General features: G+C 64.9%; 20 protein-coding genes and 1 pseudogene. 11 read left to right on the plus strand and 10 right to left on the minus strand.

Going from position 1 to position 21,794, the window contains the following annotated elements:
* Positions 1-75: 75 nt before the first annotated feature.
* Complete coding sequence (locus tag RIN79_RS00080; RefSeq protein ID WP_309082529.1) at positions 76-1,110, plus strand: hypothetical protein; 1,035 nt, start codon at positions 76-78, stop codon at positions 1,108-1,110.
* Between the two features lie 44 nt (positions 1,111-1,154).
* Here RIN79_RS00080 and RIN79_RS00085 read toward each other — a convergent pair whose 3' ends face one another.
* Entirely contained in the window at positions 1,155-2,756 is a 1,602-nt protein-coding gene (locus tag RIN79_RS00085) for a cisplatin damage response ATP-dependent DNA ligase (RefSeq protein ID WP_309082530.1), read from the minus strand.
* On the minus strand, positions 2,756-3,766 hold the full coding sequence (locus RIN79_RS00090; RefSeq protein ID WP_309082532.1) for a ligase-associated DNA damage response exonuclease: 1,011 nt from the start codon (positions 3,764-3,766) through the stop codon (positions 2,756-2,758). Before RIN79_RS00090 ends, RIN79_RS00085 begins: the two co-directional genes overlap by 1 nt.
* A gap of 94 nt (positions 3,767-3,860) precedes the next feature.
* Between RIN79_RS00090 and RIN79_RS00095 the strand changes: the two genes are divergently transcribed.
* The 3 genes from RIN79_RS00095 (at position 3,861) to pdeM (ending at position 8,171) form a co-directional block, all read left to right on the plus strand.
* Positions 3,861-4,832, plus strand: a complete 972-nt coding sequence (locus RIN79_RS00095; RefSeq protein WP_309082533.1) for a methyltransferase — start codon at positions 3,861-3,863, stop codon at positions 4,830-4,832.
* Positions 4,833-4,950: 118 nt separating this feature from the next.
* Positions 4,951-7,473 (plus strand): ligase-associated DNA damage response DEXH box helicase, encoded by a 2,523-nt coding sequence (locus RIN79_RS00100; protein WP_309082534.1) that lies wholly within the window; start codon positions 4,951-4,953, stop codon positions 7,471-7,473.
* Entirely contained in the window at positions 7,470-8,171 is a 702-nt protein-coding gene (pdeM, locus tag RIN79_RS00105; protein ID WP_309082535.1) for a ligase-associated DNA damage response endonuclease PdeM, read from the plus strand. The genes RIN79_RS00100 and pdeM overlap by 4 nt, the downstream gene beginning before the upstream one ends.
* Before the next feature lie 6 nt (positions 8,172-8,177).
* On the opposite strand, the gene RIN79_RS00110 is transcribed toward pdeM, so the two are convergent.
* From RIN79_RS00110 to RIN79_RS00125, 4 genes are all read right to left on the minus strand, one after another.
* Positions 8,178-8,966: a TIGR02186 family protein gene (locus RIN79_RS00110; protein ID WP_309082536.1), complete on the minus strand. Its 789-nt coding sequence runs from the start codon at positions 8,964-8,966 to the stop codon at positions 8,178-8,180.
* Positions 8,966-9,883: a sulfite exporter TauE/SafE family protein gene (locus RIN79_RS00115; RefSeq protein WP_309082537.1), complete on the minus strand. Its 918-nt coding sequence runs from the start codon at positions 9,881-9,883 to the stop codon at positions 8,966-8,968. The genes RIN79_RS00110 and RIN79_RS00115 overlap by 1 nt, the downstream gene beginning before the upstream one ends.
* Before the next feature lie 172 nt (positions 9,884-10,055).
* Complete coding sequence (locus RIN79_RS00120) at positions 10,056-13,745, minus strand: peptidoglycan-binding protein (RefSeq protein ID WP_309082538.1); 3,690 nt, start codon at positions 13,743-13,745, stop codon at positions 10,056-10,058.
* 266 nt (positions 13,746-14,011) lie between these two features.
* Positions 14,012-14,239 carry a YdeI/OmpD-associated family protein gene (locus RIN79_RS00125; protein ID WP_309082539.1) on the minus strand — a complete coding sequence of 76 codons (228 nt, stop codon included), beginning with the start codon at positions 14,237-14,239 and terminating at the stop codon, positions 14,012-14,014.
* Positions 14,240-14,341: 102 nt separating this feature from the next.
* Between RIN79_RS00125 and RIN79_RS00130 the strand changes: the two genes are divergently transcribed.
* Positions 14,342-14,794 carry a DUF2214 family protein gene (locus RIN79_RS00130; protein WP_309082540.1) on the plus strand — a complete coding sequence of 151 codons (453 nt, stop codon included), beginning with the start codon at positions 14,342-14,344 and terminating at the stop codon, positions 14,792-14,794.
* Here the strand turns inward: RIN79_RS00130 and nth are convergent.
* Positions 14,791-15,609, minus strand: coding sequence for an endonuclease III (gene nth, locus RIN79_RS00135; RefSeq protein ID WP_309082542.1), 819 nt, complete (start codon positions 15,607-15,609; stop codon positions 14,791-14,793). The genes RIN79_RS00130 and nth overlap by 4 nt on opposite strands.
* A gap of 21 nt (positions 15,610-15,630) precedes the next feature.
* On the opposite strand from nth, the gene RIN79_RS00140 reads away from it, so the two are divergent.
* From RIN79_RS00140 to RIN79_RS00155, 4 genes are all read left to right on the plus strand, one after another.
* Positions 15,631-16,116 carry a DUF2244 domain-containing protein gene (locus RIN79_RS00140; protein WP_309082543.1) on the plus strand — a complete coding sequence of 162 codons (486 nt, stop codon included), beginning with the start codon at positions 15,631-15,633 and terminating at the stop codon, positions 16,114-16,116.
* 67 nt (positions 16,117-16,183) lie between these two features.
* Positions 16,184-17,068, plus strand: coding sequence for a methylated-DNA--[protein]-cysteine S-methyltransferase (locus RIN79_RS00145; RefSeq protein WP_309082544.1), 885 nt, complete (start codon positions 16,184-16,186; stop codon positions 17,066-17,068).
* 128 nt (positions 17,069-17,196) lie between these two features.
* Positions 17,197-18,102: a ribokinase gene (locus RIN79_RS00150; protein WP_309082545.1), complete on the plus strand. Its 906-nt coding sequence runs from the start codon at positions 17,197-17,199 to the stop codon at positions 18,100-18,102.
* Between the two features lie 55 nt (positions 18,103-18,157).
* Positions 18,158-18,766, plus strand: coding sequence for a LysE family translocator (locus RIN79_RS00155; protein ID WP_309082546.1), 609 nt, complete (start codon positions 18,158-18,160; stop codon positions 18,764-18,766).
* Here the strand turns inward: RIN79_RS00155 and RIN79_RS00160 are convergent, their stop codons facing one another.
* Positions 18,767-19,708, minus strand: a complete 942-nt coding sequence (locus RIN79_RS00160; RefSeq protein WP_309082547.1) for a nucleoside hydrolase — start codon at positions 19,706-19,708, stop codon at positions 18,767-18,769.
* 111 nt (positions 19,709-19,819) lie between these two features.
* Here RIN79_RS00160 and RIN79_RS00165 point away from each other — a divergent pair, with 111 nt between their 5' ends.
* Positions 19,820-20,245, plus strand: a complete 426-nt coding sequence (locus tag RIN79_RS00165) for an Hsp20 family protein (protein ID WP_309082548.1) — start codon at positions 19,820-19,822, stop codon at positions 20,243-20,245.
* A 91-nt stretch (positions 20,246-20,336) separates the two neighbouring features.
* Positions 20,337-20,594 carry a DUF1150 domain-containing protein gene (locus tag RIN79_RS00170; RefSeq protein ID WP_309082549.1) on the plus strand — a complete coding sequence of 86 codons (258 nt, stop codon included), beginning with the start codon at positions 20,337-20,339 and terminating at the stop codon, positions 20,592-20,594.
* 56 nt (positions 20,595-20,650) lie between these two features.
* Here RIN79_RS00170 and ptsN read toward each other — a convergent pair whose 3' ends face one another.
* Both ptsN and hpf read right to left on the minus strand, forming a co-directional pair.
* Entirely contained in the window at positions 20,651-21,115 is a 465-nt protein-coding gene (ptsN, locus tag RIN79_RS00175; protein WP_309082550.1) for a PTS IIA-like nitrogen regulatory protein PtsN, read from the minus strand.
* Between the two features lie 56 nt (positions 21,116-21,171).
* Positions 21,172-21,683, minus strand: a pseudogene (hpf, locus tag RIN79_RS00180) (ribosome hibernation-promoting factor, HPF/YfiA family).
* Between the last annotated feature and the right edge of the window lie 111 nt (positions 21,684-21,794).

Genomic DNA, 21,794 nt, shown 5'->3' on the forward strand with positions numbered 1-21,794 from the left:
AACGCAGCGCTGACACAGACTCCGGCGCCGCGCTGTGAGCAATGTCGTTGATCGCGCCGGCCGGGGCGGTTAACGATGTCTGAATCAGAAGTGGCAGCGGATTCGGCTTCGGTGAAAGACGCTATCAGGAACGCGCTCCAAAAGGGCAACGCGCACGACCGGGCTTTCCGCGAGAAGGTCTACCGGCAGGCTTTCGCCGCCCTTGAGCGCTCCTTGCAGGGGCGGCCAAATATCGCTCCGGAAGAAGTGCACCGGCGCCGCGAGCAGCTGAAGGGCGCGATCATCGAGATCGAGCGCGAGTTCCTCACGGCAGCTTCACCTCCCTCGCAGCCGCCTTCTCCTGAAGCCGACCCGCCGCCGGTCGAACCCGTGTCGTCCGGCTATGACCACGATCTTTCGCCGCGGCTCGACCACGGCGATCTGGTGCAGCAGGAAATCGCTGCGGCGCCAGCCGGCGAGATGCGGACACCGCTCGTGGCGGGAAGAAGGCGCCGGCCTCTCATCCTGTTAGCCGTCATCGCCGCCCTGATCGCGGCAATAGGTCTCGGCATGTGGTGGATCATTGGCGGCGTGCCCCAATTGGGCGGGCCGCACCAGTCCAATCCGCCGGCTCAGGCGGCGGGCGACGACAGCGCAGCGCCGCCGGTTGCTGCTGGCGATAGCGCACAGGAGGAGGATTGGATCTCCGTCTTCACGCCCGACGACCCAACCGCGGTGACGGCGCCGGCGGGCGCGAGCGCCGAGGCTTCCACCAGCGCCGGCAACGAGCCGTTCCTCAGAATCAGCAGCGGCAATGCCGACGCATCCGTATCCTTCGATGTCGGCCAGGGGGTCCTGGAGCAGCTTGCGGGCAAGCACGCGATTTTCAGCCTCAGAGCGCGTGCCGAGGGAGGAGAGACCCAGATCTCGATTTCCTGTGATTTCGGCGCCTCCGTCGAATGCGGCCGGACGCGGTATGAAGTGGGGGCGCAGCCGTCCGAATACCTCTTCGAGGTGCAATTTCCCGACCAGGCGGTGAGCGGCGGTGGTGCGATATCGATTACGCCGGATGTCGAGGGGCAGGGCCGCCCGCTCGATGTGTTTTCGTTGCGGGTCATGGCCGTCGAGTAGCCGACGGCGCCACGATCTCGCTCCGCATATCGGCACCTTTCGAGCTATTCGCGCGGGAGCATCGCCTCCAGCGTCTCGATCCGGTCAGCCTCATGGGTCGGCTTGTCCCATCGTAATCGGGAAATACGGGGGAACCGCATGGCGATGCCCGATTTATGCCGGGTAGATCGCTGGAGCCCCTCGAAGGCAACTTCCAGCACGAGCCCGTGATTACGGTCCGCACGCACAGCCCGCACCGGCCCAAAGCGCTCGACCGTATTGTCGCGCACATACTTGTCGATCTGCTTCAACTCTTCGTCAGTGAAGCCGAAATAGGCTTTTCCCACCGGCAGCAGCACCGGCTCGTTCTCCGGCCCGGCCCAGACCCCGAATGTGTAGTCGGAATAAAAGCTCGATCGCTTGCCGTGCCCGCGCTGGGCATACATGAGCACGGCATCGACCGTGAAGGGATCGCGCTTCCATTTGAACCAGGGGCCTTTGGGGCGTCCCGGCAGATAGGGCGAATCCTTCCGCTTCAGCATCACCCCCTCGATGATCGGATGCGGCGGATTGCAGCGCTTCTCGTCGAGTTCCTTCCATGTCTCGAAAGGGATGGTCGGTGAAAGGTCGAAGCGGTCGGCGGGGAGCGTCGTCAGGAACTCCCGCAGGAGTTGGCGTCGCTCGGCATAAGGCAGCGGCCGCGTGTCGCGCCCCTCCAGCGCAAGAACATCGTAGCAGCGCATGAAGACCGGATAGTCCCTGAGCATTGTCTGGGAGACGGTCTTCCGGTTCAACCGCTGCTGAAGGTCGGAAAACGTGCCGGTCTTATCGCGCGGGTCGCCCACCAGGAGTTCGCCGTCGAGCGCAGCGTCGAAATGCATGGCATCCGCCAGGTCCGGGAACGCGCCCGAGATGTCGTCGCCGGTGCGGGAATAGAGCTTGCGGACGCCGCCCTCGGCGACCGCCTGGACGCGGATGCCGTCCCATTTCCATTCGGCTGCATAGTCGCTGGGCTCAAGGGAAGCAAAATCCCCCTCGGCGATCGCATGCGCCAGCATGACAGGCCGGAAGGGCGCCCTCGCTGCGTTTTCCGGCTTCGGGCCGCGCTTCTCCAGCCAGGCGAAAAGCTCCGCATAGGGCGGCCAGATCCCGTGCCAGAGTTCCTCGATCTCCTGCACGTCCACCTGCCCGAACTCGGCCAGCGCCTGCTTTGTCAGTCGGGCGGAGACCCCCACGCGCAGGCCGCCAGTCGCAAGCTTTATCGCCGCGAAGCGCCCCGAAGGGGTGAGCTGATCCAGAAGCCGCGCCATCACGGCGGGGGCATCGGACCGGCTTGCCTGCCCCAGGCGCTCCACGACTTCGGAGAGGGCAGGTGTCCTGGCGCCGTCGTTTTCGCCCGCCGGCCAGATTAGGGAGACCGTCTCGGCGAGGTCGCCCACATAATCGTAGGAATAGCCGAAGAGCACGGGATCGACCCGCTCCATGACGAGCGCTCGCAGCATGGCCGGTTTGACTGCCGGAAACCCGATGCCGCCGGTCAGCGCCGCAAGGCCGTAACCGCGGTCCGGATCGGGAACGGTGGCAAAATAGTCTGTGAGCAGCCGAAGCTTGCCGTTGCGGGACGGGGTCAGCACCAGCCGGTCGAGGAGTTCGGCAAAACGCTCCACTACTCGGCCTCGTCCTCGTAGCCGGCCAGATGCAGCGGCTTTGCCGCAATCCCGTTGATCTCGCACCAGCGCACCAACGCTTCCTCGCGGCCATGCGTGACCCACACTTCTCCCGCGCCCGTCTCGCGGATCGTTTGGGTAAGCTCGCCCCAGTCCGCGTGGTCCGAGATGATGAGCGGCAGTTCCACTCCGCGCTGGCGCACGCGCTGGCGGATGCGCATCCAGCCCGACGCGAAGCAGGCGAGGGGATCTGCGAAGCGGCGCGACCAACGGTCGTCTATGGCCGCGGGCGGGGCCACCACGATGGAGCCTGCAGGCGGCGCAGCCCCTCGGTCCTCCACCGTGGCAGGCTGGATGAAGCCGAGCGGCACGCCCGCGCTTTCGTAATAGTCGCAGAGCTTCTGCAGAGCGCCGTGGATGTAGACGACGTCGTTGTAGCCCGCCTGTCGCAGCAGCGCGATCACGCGCTGCGCCTTGCCCAGCGTGTAGGCGCCGACAATATGCGTGCGCTCCGGGAACTGCCGCACCGATTTCAGCAACTGGCCGATCTCATGCGAAGCATCGGGATGGGTAAAGACCGGCAGCGCAAAGGTCGCCTCGGTGATGAAGACATCGCAGGGAATCGGTTCCAACGGGGCGCAAGTGGGATCGCGGCTGCGTTTATAATCTCCCGAGGCTACTATGCGTGTGCCGTCCGCCTCCACGCAGATCTGGGCCGACCCCAGCACATGGCCGGCGGGCTTGAAGGTCACCCGCACGCCGTTGAGTTCGACCGTTTCGCCGAAATTCGCCGCCTGCGTGGCGCGGGCGAAGTCCGGCCCATAGCGCAGGCCCATGATGTCGAGCGTTTCGCGCGTGGCGAGTACCGCACCGTGTCCGGCGCGCGCATGGTCGGAATGGCCATGCGTAATCAACGCACGCTCCACCGGGCGCACGGGATCGATGAAGAAGTCGCCCTGCGGGCAATAAAGTCCCTCGGGCCGGGAGCGGAGAAGATCACGCGGCAGCATCACCGCTCAAAATAGGCCTTTTTCGCCGGAGCGGAAGCCGCTTGCAAAACGGTCGCTTCTCGACCATAAGCCGCGCTCGCTCCCGGACAGTTTGATGAAGCCGCTCTCCTTCTCCTCGGGCAATCTTCTGGCCGACCGCCGCGCTGACTATGCGGAGATGCTGCTTTCGGCCGGCGACCACAAGGCGGCTGCCGAGCTGATGGGTGAGGCGCTGGCGCTGGCGCCCGATTGGGCGGCAGGTCATTTCCGGCACGGTGAGATGCTGGCGGAAGCGGGCGAAACCGCAGCAGCGGTCGAAGCATGGCGCATCGTGTTGCGGCTCGACCCCGCAGATCGGCTCGGCGCGGCCTTGAAGCTCGAATTCCATGGTGCCGCCGCCGGGCTCAATGCGGCGCCCAGCGCCTTCGTCGAAACGCTTTTCGACCAATACGCGGACCATTTCGATGAAGCGCTGGTGGAAAAGCTCGCCTACCGGGTGCCGGAACTACTGCTTGGCGCACTGCAGAAGCTCGGGCGCGAGGAATTCGCCCATGCGGTTGACCTCGGTTGCGGCACGGGCCTGATGGGCGAGCGGCTGAGAGCGGGCGCGAGCTTCCTGGAAGGCATCGACATTTCCGGCGAGATGCTCAAGAGAGCCGAAGCCAAACGCATTTACGACCGTCTTTCGCGCAGGGATCTGCTGACGCTTGATTCCCTCCAAGAGGGAGTCGATCTCGTCGTGGCGGCTGATGTTTTCATGTATATGGGGGCGCTGGAGCGCATCTTTGCTGTCGTTGCGGCAGCGCTGGCGCCGGGCGGTGTCTTCGCCTTCTCTGTCGAACAGCATGATGGGCCGGGAGACATGGTACTGCGCCCGTCGCGCCGCTATGCGCATTCCCCCTTCCATCTGCGGTCGCTGCTGGAGGCGGCCGGTTTCAACATCGCCTCCTTCGAATCCGCGGTGATCCGTATGGACCGCGGCGAGCCGGTGGAAGGGCTCATTGTGGTCGCGGTGCGCAAGGAAGCGGCTGCCGACGATGTTGCGATGCTCGAAGAAGCAGCAGCCGAACGGACCGAGCTGCAATAGAAGCAACAGTATAGAGCCGGCACCTTTTGGGCCTTCTCGCCTCCCTTTCAATCTCTGGGAAACGAGAACGTGACATCCCGCTTGGCGGCGCCCTCGTTCTGCATTAGTTCTAGCCACCTTGGAACAGACGGACCTCATTGCCGGCGGCCGCGCCGCCTCTCTCCCTGCGCCTTTCCGCGAGTGGTTCGCGGCGCGCGGATGGTCGCCGCGACCGCATCAGCTCGAGCTTCTAAGCCGCACGCGCGAGGGCCGCTCGGTGCTGCTCATCGCGCCGACCGGCGCCGGCAAGACGCTCGCCGGCTTTCTGCCCTCCCTGGTCGATCTTGCCGAGCGGCCGAAGCGGAGACCTGGGCAGGCTCATGGTGGCATTCATACGCTCTACATCTCGCCGCTCAAGGCGCTTGCGGTGGACATCCAGCGCAACCTGACGAAGCCGGTGGAGGAGATCGGGCTCGACATTCGTATCGAGACCCGCACCGGAGATACCCCCGCCCACAAGCGCCAGCGGCAGAAATATGCGCCGCCGGACATCCTCCTCACCACGCCGGAGCAGCTGGCGCTGCTGATCGCTACGGCGGAGGCGGAAAGGTTCTTTGCCGGCTTACGGTACATCGTGCTTGATGAGCTGCATTCGCTCGTCACGTCGAAGCGCGGGCATCTCCTGTCGCTCGGCTTGGCGCGGGTGCGGCGGCTCACCCGCGGCGCGATCAGCATCGGCCTCTCAGCCACGGTAGCCGAGCCGGACGATCTGCGCCGCTGGCTCGTGGACCAGAGCCCGCCGGGCTTCATGGCCGATATCGTCGTGGTGGGCGGCGGCGCCAAGCCGGAGATCACGATTCTGGAGACGGAAGAGCGGGTTCCCTGGTCGGGCCATTCGGCTCGCTATGCGGTCCCGGCGATCTATGAGGCCATCAAGCAGCACAAGACCACGCTCCTCTTCGTCAACACGCGCAGCCAGGCGGAATTCCTCTTTCGCGAGCTCTGGCACATCAACGAGGACAATCTGCCGATCGCGCTCCATCATGGTTCGCTCGATGTAGCGCAGCGGCGCAAGGTGGAAAAAGCGATGGAGACGAACAGTCTTCGCGCCATCGTCGCCACCTCCACGCTCGACCTCGGGATCGACTGGGGCGATGTGGATCTCGTCGTCCATGTGGGGGCGCCCAAAGGGGCTAGCCGCCTCGCCCAGCGCATCGGCCGCTCCAATCACCGCATGGATGAGCCAAGCCGCGCCATTCTTGTGCCGGCTAACAGGTTTGAGGTGATGGAGTGCCGAGCAGCGCTCGAAGCGAACTACCTTGGCGCGCAGGACACGCCGCCTTTGGCCAAGGGCTCCCTCGATGTTCTGGCCCAGCATGTGCTTGGCCGTGCCTGCGCCGGCCCGTTCGACGAGGAGGAGTTTTTCGCCGAGGTGCGCAGCGCCGCTCCCTATGCAGGGCTTGGTCGCGCCACCTTCTCCCGTGTCGTCGAGTTCGTGGCGACCGGCGGCTATGCCCTGAAAACCTACGAGCGTTATGCGAAAATCCGCCGCATGAAGGATGGCCGCTGGCGCGTTTCGAATTTCAATGTGGCGCAGCAATACCGGCTGAATGTCGGCACCATCGTTGAAGCCCCCATGCTGAATGTGCGGCTCACGCGTCGCCAGGGCGCGGGCGGCAACGTGCGCGGCGGGTTGCTGCTCGGCCAGGTGGAGGAGTATTTTCTAGAAACGCTCGCGCATGGCGACACCTTCGCCTTCTCCGGCCGGATCTTGCGCTTCGAGGGCATCCGCGAGAACGAGGCCTTTGTCACCAACGCCGCCGGGCAGGACGCAATGGTGCCCTCCTATGCCGGCGGAAAATTCCCGCTTTCCACCTATCTCGCCGGCGAGGTGCGGGCGATGCTGGCAGACCCGTCGCGCTGGAAGGCGCTTCCGGACCAGGTTTCCGATTGGTTGCGCATCCAGCAGGAAAAGTCAGTGCTGCCGCGCAAGGAGGATCTCCTGGTCGAGACGTTTCCGCGCGGCAACCGCTTCTACATGGTTGCCTATCCCTTCGAGGGCAGGCTCGCGCATCAGACGCTCGGGATGCTCTTGACGCGACGGCTCGACCGTTTCGGGGCGCGTCCGCTTGGTTTTGTGGCGACGGATTATTCCCTGGGCATCTGGGCGCTTGAGGACATGGGGCGGATGATCCGGCGCGGTCAGCTTTCCCTCGGCCGGCTGTTCGACGAGGACATGCTGGGGGAGGATCTCGAAAGCTGGCTCGCTGACAGTTGGCTGCTGAAGCGCACTTTCCGCAATTGCGCGGTCATCTCGGGGCTGGTGGAGAGGAACCATCCCGGAAAGGAGAAGACCGGGCGGCAGGTCACCGTCTCCGCCGACCTTATCTACGACGTGTTGCGCACCCACGAACCGGACCACATCCTTCTGCAGGCAACCTGGAATGACGCTGCAACGGGGCTCCTCGATATCGGGCGCTTGGGCGAGATGCTGTCGCGCATCCGCGGCCGAATCATGCATAAGGACCTGGAGAGGATCTCGCCGCTCGCCGTGCCGGTGATGCTGGAGATCGGCAGGGAGCAGGTCCCCGGCAGCGCGAACGAATCGCTCCTGGGCGAAGCCGCGGAAAGCTTGATCGAGGAGGCCATGGGCCGCGCATGAATGTTCTGGAGAGGGTTGTTTGGGACGCCATCGAGATCACGGTCGCCGGCGAGCGCGCGATCTGTGATCCCTCGGGCGCGCTCTTCCTGCCTGCGGACGGCGTGCTCGTCGTGTCCGATCTGCACCTGGAAACAGGTTCTTCTTACGCCCGTCGCGGCAGCTTCCTGCCGCCTTACGATACCATGGCCACCTTGCGCCGTCTCCAGACGGTGATCGCGCGGCTTCAGCCTTCGGCGGTCATCAGTCTGGGCGACAGTTTCCATGATGCGGGCGGATCCGGCCGGATGCCGGAAATCTTCCGCGATCATCTCCTGGCGCTGATGGGCGGGCGCGACTGGTTCTGGGTCGCCGGCAATCACGACCCGGTGCCGCCCGAGGGGCTGCCGGGCCGCTCGGTGAGCGAGCTGGCGCTTGGCAGTCTTGTCTTCAGGCACGAGCCGTTGCGCGGCGCGGAGGGGGAGATCGCCGGTCACCTCCACCCCGGCGCGCGCATAGTGCAGCGTGGCCGCTCCGTGCGCCGCGCCTGCTTCGCCTGCGACGGCGCTCGCATGGTAATGCCCGCTTTCGGCAGCCTCACCGGCACGCTCAACGTGCTCGACCGCGCTTTCGCCGGGCTCTTCAGCCCCGATTCTCTGATGGCTTACATGCTGGGCCAGGACAGGGTCTATCCGATCTCCGGCGGGCAGCTCCGCGCCTGACCGAGGTCAATCGCGCCGGAAGATTATCCGGCCCAGCCAGCCGGTAAGCATCGCAAGCAGCACCGCAAAGAGGCCATAAAGAAGGCTCTGCTGGTGCGCGAATTGGAAGATGGTCTGCTCCAAGCCCGCCTTGCGGATGACGAGCGGTGCGGACGTCTCGCGCAGGAAGGTGCCGTTGCGGAACAGGAAGGCGCGCGCCTTGTGCGTGCCCACGGGAACGTGCGGCGCCAGATAGAGCGTGGCGCGGAACAGCGATCGTGAGAGGAACTGCACCCCGCCCACATTTTCCACATAGAGATCGGCCGACTGCTTGAGCTGGCGAAGCGCGGCCGTGAACTCCTCGATGGTGCGGGGATTGCCATCGGCGTCGAGCGGCCGCAGGTGGATGTTCTCGATTCTCAGCGCCAGCCGATCATAGCTGGCCGGGTCTGTTATGTCCTGCGGCTGCCGTGTCAGCGCGACGGAATAGGAGGCCGGCACATCGCGGAACACTACCGATTCCGTATTGATCCACATGCCGAGAACGCGTGTCTTCTTGCGCACCACTTCCGTCCGCGGTGGGCCTTCGAGCACCACGACGATGTCGTAGCGGCCCTGCCGACTCACCAGAGGGTCGGCATTGTCGAGCGCGCCGAAGATCGTCAGATTCGTACCGGCAAAGTCGGATGTGATGGCGACGCTGTCTGTCGAAAGGCCGATCTCGATCGCCTCCGGCTGGACCTCTTCCTGGGCCACGGCTCGCCCGGTGAGCGCGAGCAGAAGGACAAGTGGAATGAGGCGCGGGAAGGCTCGCATCACAGATTCCCCGCAAGCGAGTAGACGCTGGCCGGCCGCACGAAGAGGTCGAAGGCGAGCCTGAGCGCCACGGCAAGGACAAGCAGCGCCAGCAGCGCGCGCAATTGCTCCCCGCGCAGCTTCTGGCCGACGCGCGTGCCGTATTGGGCGCCCGCCACACCGCCCACCATGAGCAGGAAGGCGAGTACGACGTCCACCGTCTGGTTGGCCGCCGAGTGGACCACCGTCGTGAAAGCGGCGACGAAGATGATCTGGAACAGCGAGGTACCCACCACGACATTCGTAGGGACCTTGAGCAGATAGATGAGGGCCGGCACCATGATGAAACCGCCGCCCACACCCATGATGGAGGCGAGGAAGCCGATCATCGCGCCGATCCCCAGCACCGGAATGATGCTGACGAACAGTTTTGAGGTACGAAAGCGCATCTTGAGCGGCAGGCGGTGGATCCAGTTGTGCTGGCCGGGGCGGCGGAGCGATCCCGTTTGACCGCCGCGCGCCCGCTGGAGGGCTCGCACGCTCTCGACCAGCATCAGTCCACCCACCGATCCGAGAAACACGACGTAAAGCAGCGAGACGATGAGATCGAGCTGCCCGAGGCTGCGCAGATAGGCGAAGACATAGATGCCTATGGTGGAGCCGGCGATGCCGCCCAACAGCAGCACGAAGCCCAGCTTCACGTCGAGCGTGCCGCGCTTGAAATGGGCGAGCGCGCCCGAAAACGAGGAGGCGATCACCTGGTTGGCGCCGGTCGCCACGGCGATCGCCGGCGGCACGTTGTAAAAGATGAGCAGCGGCGTGATCAGGAAACCGCCGCCGACCCCGAACATGCCGGAGAGGAAGCCGACCGCAGCCCCCATGGTGAGCAGGACCACCATGTTGACGGACATTTCCGCGATCGGGAGATAAATGCCCACCCGCGACACCAAAAAAGAGCTGTGCACCGCAGCCCGGCGGGGCCGCCGCGCGCGAGAAGTCGACTAGCCCGTTCTTGCGCCCACAATGGGGCGAAGTCAAACACGTGGAGGCGGAAAACTTTGAAAAGGCGCGGGAATTCGCCTCCGGGAGTGCCGGGAAACCGCCAAGTGGTTACTGCGTCGTTTCATTGCGCTTGAGAAGAGCGCGAACCAGCGCGTCATCGATTTCGCCCGTCTCCGCCATTCCGTTCTTTTTCTGGAAAGAACGGATCGCGGAGCGCGTGCGCTCGCCCATCTGCCCATCCGCCGGACCCGCCTCGAAGCCGATCTTGTTGAGGATGAGCTGAATGTTGGTGACCGCCCTTTTCATGTCGACGCTGGCGGTGATCTCCGCGCCTGCGCCGGCCCATTCGGGCGGCAGCTGGACCACGTTGGCCGCCGGGCTCGCTTCGCGCGCCGACCAGCCCTTGGCCTTCTCCTGCGCCTTGGCGAGTTCAGCCGGCGCCATGGCCGAGGCGATCTCGTCGCGCTTGGCGGCCGCATCCTGATCGCCCGTGCGCGCGACGATGTCGAACCATTTGTAGGCCTCCGCCAGGTCGCGCGGGATGCCCACCCCCTTGGCGGCAAGGATGCCGAGATTGAACTGGCTGTCCATCACGCCGAGCTCGGCTGCCTCGCGGAACCAGCGGGCGGCGGAGGCATTGTCCGCCGGCCCGTCCGCGCCCATGGCATCGAGCACGCCCAGATTGTGCATGGCGCTGGCGTTGCCCTGGCCGGCCGCCCGGTGATACCACAACTTCGCCTTGGCGAGGTCGCGCTCCACGCCGATGCCCCGCTCGTACAGATTGCCGAGATGGTATTGCGCCGGCGCAAGCCCCCGCTCCGCGGCCGCCTCGTACCATTGCGCGGCCTTCGCCTTGTCCACGGCAACGCCGCGTCCTTCCGCATATCGGCTGGCGATCTCGTAGAGCGCGCCGGCATTGCCTTGCGCCGCCGCTTCGCGCAGCGCCGCCGGCTGGATATCTGCGGGCACTTCCGGTACCGGGCGCGCCGGGGGCAGCGGCGCGGGCTGCCCTGGAGAAGAAGTGTGATTCAGCGCCGGCGCCTGTTGGTTTTGCAGGGCGGAAATCTGCAGGGGCTGCGGCGAGGTGGCGAGCGGCGCAGGCATCGCCGCGGGGCTCTGCTCGGCGCTGGGCTTCGGCGCGGCGGGTCGGTCCGGTCCGGCGCTGGCTGGCCCGACTGGGTCCTGCTGGACGGCCGCTTGGGCAGTCGCCCTCGAAGTATCCACCGTTTTGGCAGGCGGCCTGGTTGAGGCGGAACGCGCCGGCTGGGTGGCCGGAGCTTTCGGAGTAGACGCCAAGCTGACCTTCTCGCCCGGTTGAGCGGGTGTTGCCTGCTTTGACTGGGCCGGCGCCTTGCCGTCGGAAAGGAATGCCAGTTCTTCCGCGCGGTCGAGGAACGAAGGGCCGAAATGCACCCCGCCCGCGACGAGCACGGCTGCGGCCATGGTGAGGAGGAGCTGCTTTTTCCGCCGACGCAGAATCCTGCCGGCGCGCCCCTCTGTCTGCGACGTGGGTTCGGCGGCGTCACTGTTGGAAAATTCGGCTTCGGCCGCTGCGGCCTGAGCGGCCCGGCGTGCGGCGGCAATGAAGTCCGCCTTGGCCGTCTCCTCCGCCGCGTGCTCGCGCACGCCCTGCCGTTCACGCACGCGCCGCATGATCGCGTTGATGTCCGGCGCGCCGGAGCCCGGCTCCAGCGGCTCGTTCATGTGCTCCTTGCTGAGGAGCGGGTCGTTTTCCTCGTCCAGGCTGGAAAGGATCGGCTCCTCGCGCGGTGCGACGGTGGTCTTGCTGCGGGCCGAGAGGGCGCGGGAAAGCCCCCTGAGCAGCCTGCGCCGCTCCGGGTAAGTCGCGTCCCCGCTCTCATCCGACAGTGCCGCGTCGGCGGCTATGCTTGCAGCCTCCGCCGGCGCCCGCCGGGGAGGGCTCGCTACCTCGGCGGGATCGCCGAAGGAGTAGTCGAGACCAGATACGGCTTCCGATGCGGCCTTTCCTCCGACCTCCTCGAGCGAGCCGAGCCGCTCGACGATCTTGAGCAGCGTGTCATGGATCGCCTCGAACGTCTTCGTGTTCCGTTCGTCGGATTTCCTGGTCAGGGCTTCGAGATTCTTCAGCTCGCGGCGCAGCGCGCCGTCGATCGGATCGGGTGCTGCCATGCCCTGCACCGCCTCGTTGGCGGCTCTCCTGGCTGCCTCGATCACGACCGTGCGGTTTTCCTCGATTGCGCGCTCAAGCCTTTCCAGGCGCGGAGCGATGTCCTCGAAATCCGGAATATCGGCGGTCGGCTTGGCGAGATGAGCGGCAAGCGCCGCCACCTGCGACTCGAGATTGCGGATCACATCCGCATCGATTCCGGCATTGGCAGAGGTCGAGCTCTGCAACCGGTCCGAGATATCGTCGAGCCGCGCCTCGAGCGCCTGCAAGGCGGTGCCGTCCGTCTCCGGACGCGAACCGTCGAAGCGCGAGGCAAGCTCGGCAAAGCGGCTGTCGATGGCGGCCATGATGCCCGGCCCGCCGTGCCGGGCGCCGGCCCTGTTGAGGCTTTCGGCCGCGGCTTCGATTCGCTGCTCCATCTCCTGGAACAGGTGCCGCCCCTCCTGGATCGCGTCTTCCTGCCGGCGCGCCATGGCTTCGGAGAGATCGGCAAGCCGGTTCTCGAAGTGCTGGAAGAATTCCTCCGTCTGTTGCGGATGAGCGGCCGAATCGAACTTTTCCGCGAGACGCGCCATATGCTTCGCCAGCCGCTCGACAGCCTTTTCCGGCACGTCGAGACGTCCCGCGATCTGGTCGATGCGCTCGGACAACGCGTTGAGCCGCTCCGCCACGAGCCCGCCCGACCGGTCCTGCGCCACCTCTTCGAGTTGCCTTGCGAGGGAGACGACGCGCGCCTCGATCCTGCCCAGAAGAGCCGGGTCGAAATTGGGGCTATGGGCCAACGCTGCCGATGCGGTGACGGCACGCGTGATCTCGTCGAGCCGCTCTTCGACCATGGCGACGAGATCCGGCTGGCTGCGTTCCTGCTGCCCTGCGAACCTGTCGAGCGCACTTGCCAGGGCGCCGACCTGCTCTTCCAGCGAGTTGAGGGAAAGTGATTCGGGCAGGTTGTTGACGGCCGCGGCGATCTCCTCCAGCCGAGCGGCCAGCCGCTCGACGGCTGGATCCGGAATGCCCTGCTGTGCGGAAAGCCGGCTTTCCAGGGAGCGCACCGTATCCTCGCGCGCCAGCTTGGCGAGCGCCGCCTTCACCTGCTCGAGTTCCAGCCGCAGGAGTTTGGTATTCTGGTCGCCGCCGCGTTCGGCAAGCCGCTCCACGGCATTGGACAGCCGCTCGAATTCGCCGCTTACTGCAGCGGGCATGGCGGCGCGCGGCAGGGCCGCAGTGATGCGCCCTATTTCCTCGCGAAGGGCATTCAGCTCGGTCCGCAGCATGGCGCCGGGCGAGACGCGTATATCGTCACGCAGAGCCTTGAGTTCCGCGGCGATGCTGCCGATCGAGGCGAGTTGATCCTCCCAGCGGCGGGTGGTTTCGAATTGGCGCGCGATGCGTTCAAGCTTCATGCGCGGGGAAGGCTCGGGGCGCGACTCCGTATGGCCTGCCGCCTTCCGCATGCCCGCCTGGTCGGAGAGGCGCTCGATGCGCCGGACAATATCTTTGTCCTCCTCCTCGCTCGGCCGCGGTTCGAGGGCGCGTTCCAGCCTGCTTTCGAGCTGGTTGAGCGTGCGCGTGATCTCGTCGAGGGCGCTTGCGGGGCGACGCTCCCGCCCGGTATTCAGATTTTCGAGATACGACCGCTTGCTGTTCATCGCGATGCCTGCTTTTGCGCGGCTGACCGGTCGCCGCTCCGAACCTCTCGAGGGGCACGGAGCATTCTCCTGCCGCTCCCCCAGCCGAGACACCGCGATCGATGCGAAACAGGCCACGCATGGCACCCCGACGGGCCGACTTTGGCCAATCGTGGTAAACAAGCCGTTAATCCTTGTGGCGGTCCGTGTTGGAAAGTTTCATCTCGCCGGCGGCGCCGGGCGAGACGATGCACCAGACAGCGCGGTGCTCGCCACGGCCTGAATGGCTATCCGTTCCAGCGCATCCGCATATAGACGCCGCCGCGCTCCAGCTCGTCGAGCATCTGCGCGAGTCGCTTCTGGCGCGTTGCGGGGCGCTTGGCGGCGCTGATCCACCAGAGATAATCATTGCGCTGATAGGGCGGACGCGCCTCGTAAGCCGCCATCAGGCCGCGGGCTACCAGCGCCGCCCGCACATCATCTGGCATGGGGTTGAGGGGGCGTTTCAGCACCATGGATGGAGATTGGCAAAACCGGACTTGCCGATCAATGCAAAGGGTGCATCACTGGTTGCGCTTTTGTCTCAACTCGTCATCAGCGGCTCCCCCGAGGAAAGCATGTTCACCGATCTTCTTCTTGCCATCTTCCATCACCTCCTGATGTTCATGCTCTTCGCAGTGCTCGTGAGCGAACTGATCCTCATGCGCAGCGGCCTTTCGGGTCGCGAGCTCAAGGCGCTCGTCCATGTCGACCGCATGTATGGCCTGGTGGCGCTCGCCATTATCGCCGTCGGCATCGGCCGGGTGGTCTACGGGCTGAAGGGCTGGGAATATTATCTCACCAACGGCGCCTTCTGGGCCAAGATGGCGGCCTTCATCGCGGTGGGCATCATTTCCTTTCGGCCGACTATGCGCATCATGCAGTGGAGCAGGGCCAGCCGCAGCGCCACAGGCGGTTACATCGTCCCGGATATCGAGATCGCGGCCATGCGGCGCTATCTCCTGGGAGAGGTTGCGGTCTTTGCCCTGATCCCGATCTTCGCTGCGATGATGGCGCGCGGCATAGGCTAGGGTCCCGGCCTGACGCCGCCCTCGACCTCTTCTTCCGGGCTGCGCCCTTGCTCTACCGGCTGCCATGGCACGAGCGGGGCGGGCACGTCCGACCACTTCTCCGGCGCCTTGCACAAGTCTGCGATGATGCAGGCCGGACAGTCGGGCTTCCGAGCCTTGCAGACATAGCGCCCGTGCAGGATCAGCCAGTGATGGGCATGGAGGAGATAGTCCGGCGGCACCACCTGGAGCAGCGCCTGCTCGACCTCCTCCGGCGTTTTTCCGGGTGCAAGCAGTATGCGGTTCGAAACACGGAAAACATGCGTGTCGACGGCCATGGTCGGCTGGCCGAAGGCGACATTGAGCACGACATTGGCTGTCTTGCGCCCCACGCCGGGCAGCTTCGTCAGCGCCTCGCGGTCATCCGGCACTTTCCCACCATGATCGCGGAGCAGCGCCTCACATAGCGCGATCACGTTCTTGGCCTTGTTGCGCCATAGCCCGATCGTGCGGATATATTGCCCGAGCTTCTCTTCTCCCAGCGCCAGCATCTTTTCCGGCGTATCGGCGATCTTGAAGAGCGGCCGAGTCGCTTTGTTGACGCCGGCATCCGTGGCTTGCGCAGAAAGCGCCACTGCAACCAGTAGGGTGAACGGGTTCACCGACTCAAGTTCCCCCCGTGGCTCGGGGCGCTGCACGCGGAAGCGGCGGAAGATTTCCTCCACCTGGTCCGGCGTATAGGCCGACAGCGGCTTCTTGCGCGCTTTCCTGGCCGGCGGTCTGGGGGTCGGGCGGCTCGCCCCGGCAGCGGCGTTTTGGGACTTGGGCTTTTGCATTCCGCCTCTATAATTGGGTCCATGGACGAAAAGAATGCCGCAGATGCGCCTTTCTTCAAGGCGCTTCTAGTACCGCACCGCTCGCTTAGTCGTGCCGGCTTTGCGGTGCTTATGGGGGCGCTGCTTTTTGTATGGCTCACCATCGGCGCTTATTTCATGAGCATCGGCGCGTGGCCGATCTTCGGCTTCTTCGGCCTCGATGTGCTGGCGATCTATATCGCTTTCCGGGTGAACTATCGCGCCGCCCGAATCCGCGAGGAGATCTCGCTCTCGCGCACGAATCTCCACATCCGCAAGGTGCCGCTCTCCGGACGAATCGAAGAGCACAGCTTCAACCCGTTCTGGGCCCGCTTCCATGTGCAGCGCCACGCCGAGATGGGCATCACCGGCATGGCCGTCGAAGCGAGGGAAAAGCGGGTCCTCCTTGGTGGTTTCCTCAACCCCGACGACCGCGAGAGTTTTGCAGCCGCCTTCGGGCAGGCGCTGGCGACGGCGAAAGCCCGGTGAATCCGGCAAGAATCGGGTGGAGAGGCGTTCCTTCTCCGCTCATATTGGCACGCAAGGAGAAAGTGCCATGAATGCAGAACTTGCCATACTCGAACGCGACATCACCCCTGTCGGCAGCGACTACGAGATCGTCCGCCGCGTCATCGAAAAGATCAGCCTGGACTATCGGGCTCAGCCCTCGCTCGAGGCGCTCGCGGCCGAATTGGGCGAAACGCCGACTGGCCTGCAGAAGCTCTTCACCCGCTGGGCCGGGCTTTCACCGAAGGCTTTCCTGCAAGCGGTCACGCTAGACCACGCACGCCGGCTGCTCGACAGCGGCATGCCGCTTCTGGAAGCTTCGTTCGAGCTCGGAATGTCCGGGCCTGGCCGCCTGCACGACCTTTTCGTAACCCATGAGGCGATCTCGCCCGGCGAGTACAAATCGCGCGGCGAGGGTCTGATCATCCGCTACGGCTATCACCTCTCGCCATTCGGCATCGCCCTGGTGATGGTGACGGACCGCGGGCTGGCCGGGCTTGCCTTCGCCGATCCGGGCGAAGAGCAGGCCGCCTTCAAGGACATGAGTTCGCGTTGGCCGAACGCGAACTATGTCGAAGACATTTCCGCGACCGCGCCCTACGCCTCGCGCGTCTTCGACCCCTCCCGGTGGCGCGGGGAAGAGCCGCTGCGGGTCGTCCTGATCGGCACGGATTTCCAGGTGCGGGTCTGGGAGGCCCTGCTGAAGATCCCGATGGGGCGTGCGCGCGCCTATTCCGACATCGCCGCGGAGATCGGCTATCCGACTGCTTCGCGGGCCGTCGGCGCTGCCGTCGGCGCCAATCCGCTTTCCTTCGTGGTGCCCTGCCACCGGGCGCTCGGCAAGTCCGGCGCACTCACAGGCTATCACTGGGGCCTGACGCGCAAGCGCGCCATTCTCGGCTGGGAAGCGGCGCAGCTCCAGCGGCAGGCTTAAGGAAGTCCAACGGGAGAACACCCTCTCCGTCTGCCTCGGCGGCGGAGAGGGGCACGACAACCCCCAACACCCCTTTGCCATCTGGCTGAAAGTCGCTAGCTTCCCGCCTGGTCCTGCGGGAGGTTTTCGTGATCACCATTATAGGCTCCATCAATCTCGACCTCATCGCGCGCGTGGAGAGGCTGCCGACGCCGGGGGAAACGGTGCCGGGCATGGAATTCTCCACCGCGCCCGGCGGCAAGGGCGCGAACCAGGCGCTTGCCGCGCGGCGGGCCGGCGCCCATGTTCGCATGATCGGCGCGGTTGGTGCCGACGCCTTCGCCGATGAGGCGCTGGCGCTCCTGGACGAGGCAGGCATAGATCTGTCGCGGGTGAAAAAGACCCGCTCGCCCACCGGAACCGCGATGATCCTCGTCGGCAGCGACGGCGAGAATATGATCGCCGTCGTTCCCGGGGCCAATGCTGAGGTTCTTCCCAGCGACGTGGATTCGGCGAGTCTCAGCCGCGGGGAATTCGTGCTGTTGCAGCATGAAGTGCCGTTGGAGACTGTCGAGGCTGCGCTCCGGGGCGCCCGAGCGGCCGGCGCGGTTTCCTTGCTCAACACGGCGCCGTTCCACGTGGATGCCATCGGCTATCTCGACCTCGCGGACTATGTGATCGCCAACGAGACCGAATTCGATCTCTACGCCATGCCGCTCGCCCTTGAAGGAGATGGCCGCGAGGAAAAGATGCGCGCCCTGGCGCGAAGGGCCGGCCGCACCATTGTGGTCACGCGGGGTGCGGAAGGTGTGTTGGCAGCCACCCCCGACGAATTCCTGCATGTGCCGACCGTCGAGGTCACGCCGGTAGACACGGTCGGCGCGGGCGACACCTTCTGCGGTTATCTGGCTGCAGGCCTCTCGGAGGGTCTCGCGCTCGAAGCGGCGTTGCGCCAGGCCGCCATTGCCGGCGCGCTCGCCTGCCTCAAGCGCGGCGCACAGCCGTCAATCCCGCTGCGGGCGGAAGTGGAGGCTGCGGCAGGCCGCTCCGGGTAGAGACTGGACAAGCCGCCCCCGGCGTGCCTCCATTGGCATGGGGAGGAGCCTTGTCATGTCGCTTGACGCCTACACCGCCTATCTGATCGTCCTGCTGGTGGCGACCGTCGCTCCCGGCCCAACAAACATGCTGATCGTCGCCAACGGCATGCGCCATGGCATCTACGCCGGCCTCCTCAATGTCGCCGGTACTTTGCTCGGGCTTCTGATCATGGTTTCCGTAGCTGGCATCGGTCTCACCTCGCTCATCGAGCTTGCGGGCCATTGGTTCGGCTGGGTGAAGCTCGCCGGGGCAGCATATCTTTGCTGGATCGGCTGGAAGATGATCCGGGCCGCCGCGGGGCCTGGCGAGCGCATCCGGGCAGAGACGCCTCGCCGCGGCTTCTTTCTGCAGGGCCTTCTCGTGTCGCTCGGCAATCCGAAGCAGCTTCTCTTCTTCGGCGCCCTGCTGCCGCAATTCGTCGACCCGACCGGCAATCATTTCCTGCAGATATTCGTGCTGGGCGGCACCGCGCTTGTCTTTTCGCTGGTTTCGGACGGCAGCTATGCCCTGGCTGCCGGCAGCATCGGCCGAAAACTTAGCGTAAGGGCGATGCGCCGGATCGGCCGCATCGGCGGCGGCTTTCTTGTAGGTGGCGGGGTTTGGCTCGCCTTCTCGCGATGATCAGAGCCGGGCCAGCCGCTCGGTGAGCAGTTTGAAAAAGCCCTCGTCGTCAATATCGCGCATGACCAGCGCGTTGGCGGGACGGTCCGTCACCTGCCACCAATCGACCACGGTCATGCCGAGCGTCAGTTCCGAGGCTGTCTCCACGCTCACATTGCAGCGTCTTCCCCGGAAGAGCTCGGGCTTGAGCAGATAGGCGATCACGCAGGGATCGTGAAGTGGCCCGCCGTCCGAGCCGTATTTCTCCTCGTCGAAGCGTTCGAAGAATTCGAGCATCTCCGCCGTCGCGATGCCGACCGGACTGCCAAGCTCACGGATGGCGGCGATGCGGCTGGCGGATGTCAGCGCCTTGTGGGTCACGTCGAGCGGCATCACGACGATCGGCACCTGGGAGCGGAATACGACATCGGCCGCGTGCGGATCGACATAGATGTTGAATTCGGCGGCCGGCGTGATGTTTCCTCCCTCGAAGAAGCCGCCGCCCATCATCACGATCTGCTTGATGCGCGGGGCGATCTCCGGCTGCCGCACCAGCGCCAGCGCGATATTGGTCAGGGGCCCAAGCGTGCAGAGAGTGATGTCGCCAGGCGGATGCCCCATAAGGGTCTGGATGATGAAGTCGACCGCGTGCTGTTCCTGCAGCGGCATTGTGGGCTCGGGTAGATCCGGCCCGTCGAGTCCCGTCTTTCCGTGCACATGCTCGGCGGTGACAAGTTCGTTCACCATGGGGCGGACGGCGCCGGCATAGACCGGCACGTCCCTGCGCCCCGCCAGTTCGCAGATCTTGCGGGTGTTCTTTTCCGTCAGCGCCAGCGGCACGTTTCCGGCCACCGCCGTGATGCCGACTATGTCGAGCTCATGGCTTGCCAGCGCCAGCAGGATGGCGACGGCATCGTCCTGGCCAGGATCGGTGTCTATGATGATCTTTTGTGCTGCCGTCACGAAATGCCGCCCTTCTTGAACTCGTTTTGCGGATCGACCATATCAAGGGCGCAGGCAGGAACGCCATCCGGGTTTCTGTCTGTCCACGTCGCTCTTTGAGGACAGGAAGACATGACGCGTATGACGCCGTTCTCGAACCCGCTTCTGCTGGGGTTCGACAGTATGGAAAAGACGCTCGAACGCATCGCCAAGTCGGGCGACAGCTATCCCCCATACAATATCGAACGCATCCGCAACACAGACGGGCGAGGCGAACGTCTGCGCATCACGCTTGCTGTGGCCGGCTTCTCGGAGCAGGACCTCGAGGTTGCCACGGAAGAAAACCAGCTCCTGGTGCGAGGACGGCAGAACGACGAGACGGAACGGGAATATCTGCACCGGGGAATCGCCTCGCGGCAGTTCCAGCGCGTCTTCGTCCTTGCCGATGGCATGCGCGTCTTGAGCGCCGAGCTCAAGAACGGCTTGCTCGCCATCGATCTCGACAGGCCCGAGCCTGAGCGGCTGGTGCGAAAAATCAACATTTCGGTGAAGGACTGAAGCTTGGCCAGCCGGCCAGCGCTTTTGCCGGAACCACAAGCTCTTGAGCGGGTTGGTCTCGCAGGGACGGCCCGCTGGATAGGAGGCTGAGATGACTGAAGGTGGATCGAAATTCACGGTATCTCCGCAGCAGCTTGCCCATTTGGGCGAGGGCGTCATCGCCTATATGCGCGAGATGGACGCTGCGGAACTGAAGGTCAAATTCCCGGGTATGCCGGATATGGCGCCCGGCACGAGGCTTTGGGCGCTGTTTGCCGCAAATGGTCAGCCGATTCTGCTTGCCGACGGGCGTGAGGCAGTATTGGCGGGTGCGTTCCAGAACGATCTGAAGCCGGTCAGCCTGCACTGAAACCGGCCGAAAACTCGGCTGACGCCACGCAATAGCCTTGCGTGGCGGCCGTGGGGTCAGGCCGCGTTGGACGCCGGAGCTTGCGAAAGAAACGTATGGATGGCCACCGCGTCCCTTGTTCCGCGGATTTTCGCAGTGGTATCGGCATCGCGCAGCACCCGCGCGATCCGCGACAGCGCCTTCAGATGATCGGCCCCGGCGCCTTCCGGCGCCAGCAGCAGGAAGACGAGATCGACCGGCAGGTCGTCAAGGGCGTCGAAGTCGACAGGCGTTTCCAGGCGGGCAAAGACGCCCGTGATCTTCTTTATCCCCGGCAGTTTCCCATGCGGAATGGCGATGCCGTTCCCCACGCCGGTCGAGCCCAGTCTCTCGCGCTGCAGGATCGTGTCAAATATCTCCCGCTCGGGCAGCCCGGTCACAGCCGCTGCCTTCTCCGCCAGAAGCTGCAGGACCTGCTTCTTGGAATTCGCCTTCAAGGCCGGCAGGATTGCCGGAACCTCGATGAGATCGCTGAGATCCATTTCATCCCGTCCTTTGCTGGCCGTGCCGCGTCCGGGGCGGAGCCGGCGGCATAGCTTTACCCGTTCGCCATTGAGGGATCGATCCAGCCGATATTTCCGTCCGGCCGCCGATAGACGATATTGACCGCGTTGCTGCCCGTATTGCCGAATGCGAACACCGGCTTTCCTTCATCTCGAGCTCGAGGGTGGCCGAGGCGACGCTCATGGACCGGACCGCCAGACGGGATTCGGCGACAACCGCCGCCTCCTGCAGGTCCTGCCCCTTCTGGTAGGAGCTGTGGGATTTCAACTTGCGTTTGTAGCGCCTCAGCCTCTTTTCCATGTGCCCGGCAGCGTCGTCGAAGGCGAGTTGCGGGTCCTGCGCCTCGCCGGCCGCCTGCAGCACGGCCCCGGTGTCGAGATGGATCGTGCAGCCGGCACTGAATCGGCCGCGCGATTTCTCGACGGTCACGCGCCCTGAAAAGCCGCCGTCGAAATATTTCTGCATCGCCTCGCTGATCCGCTCTTCGATACGCCTGTGGAAGGCTTCGCCGATTTCCATGTGCTTGCCGGAAATTCGGAGGTTCATGGGAGAACGACCTTTCCTGGTCAGGAATCCAACCTGCAAGAGTTTATACCCGTGCCCCGCCTATACAAGCTTCCACGATGGCAATGCGTGGGTATTTCCGCAGCGATTTCC

Source organism: Chelativorans sp., assembly GCF_031180965.1.
Taxonomy (GTDB): domain Bacteria; phylum Pseudomonadota; class Alphaproteobacteria; order Rhizobiales; family Rhizobiaceae; genus Chelativorans.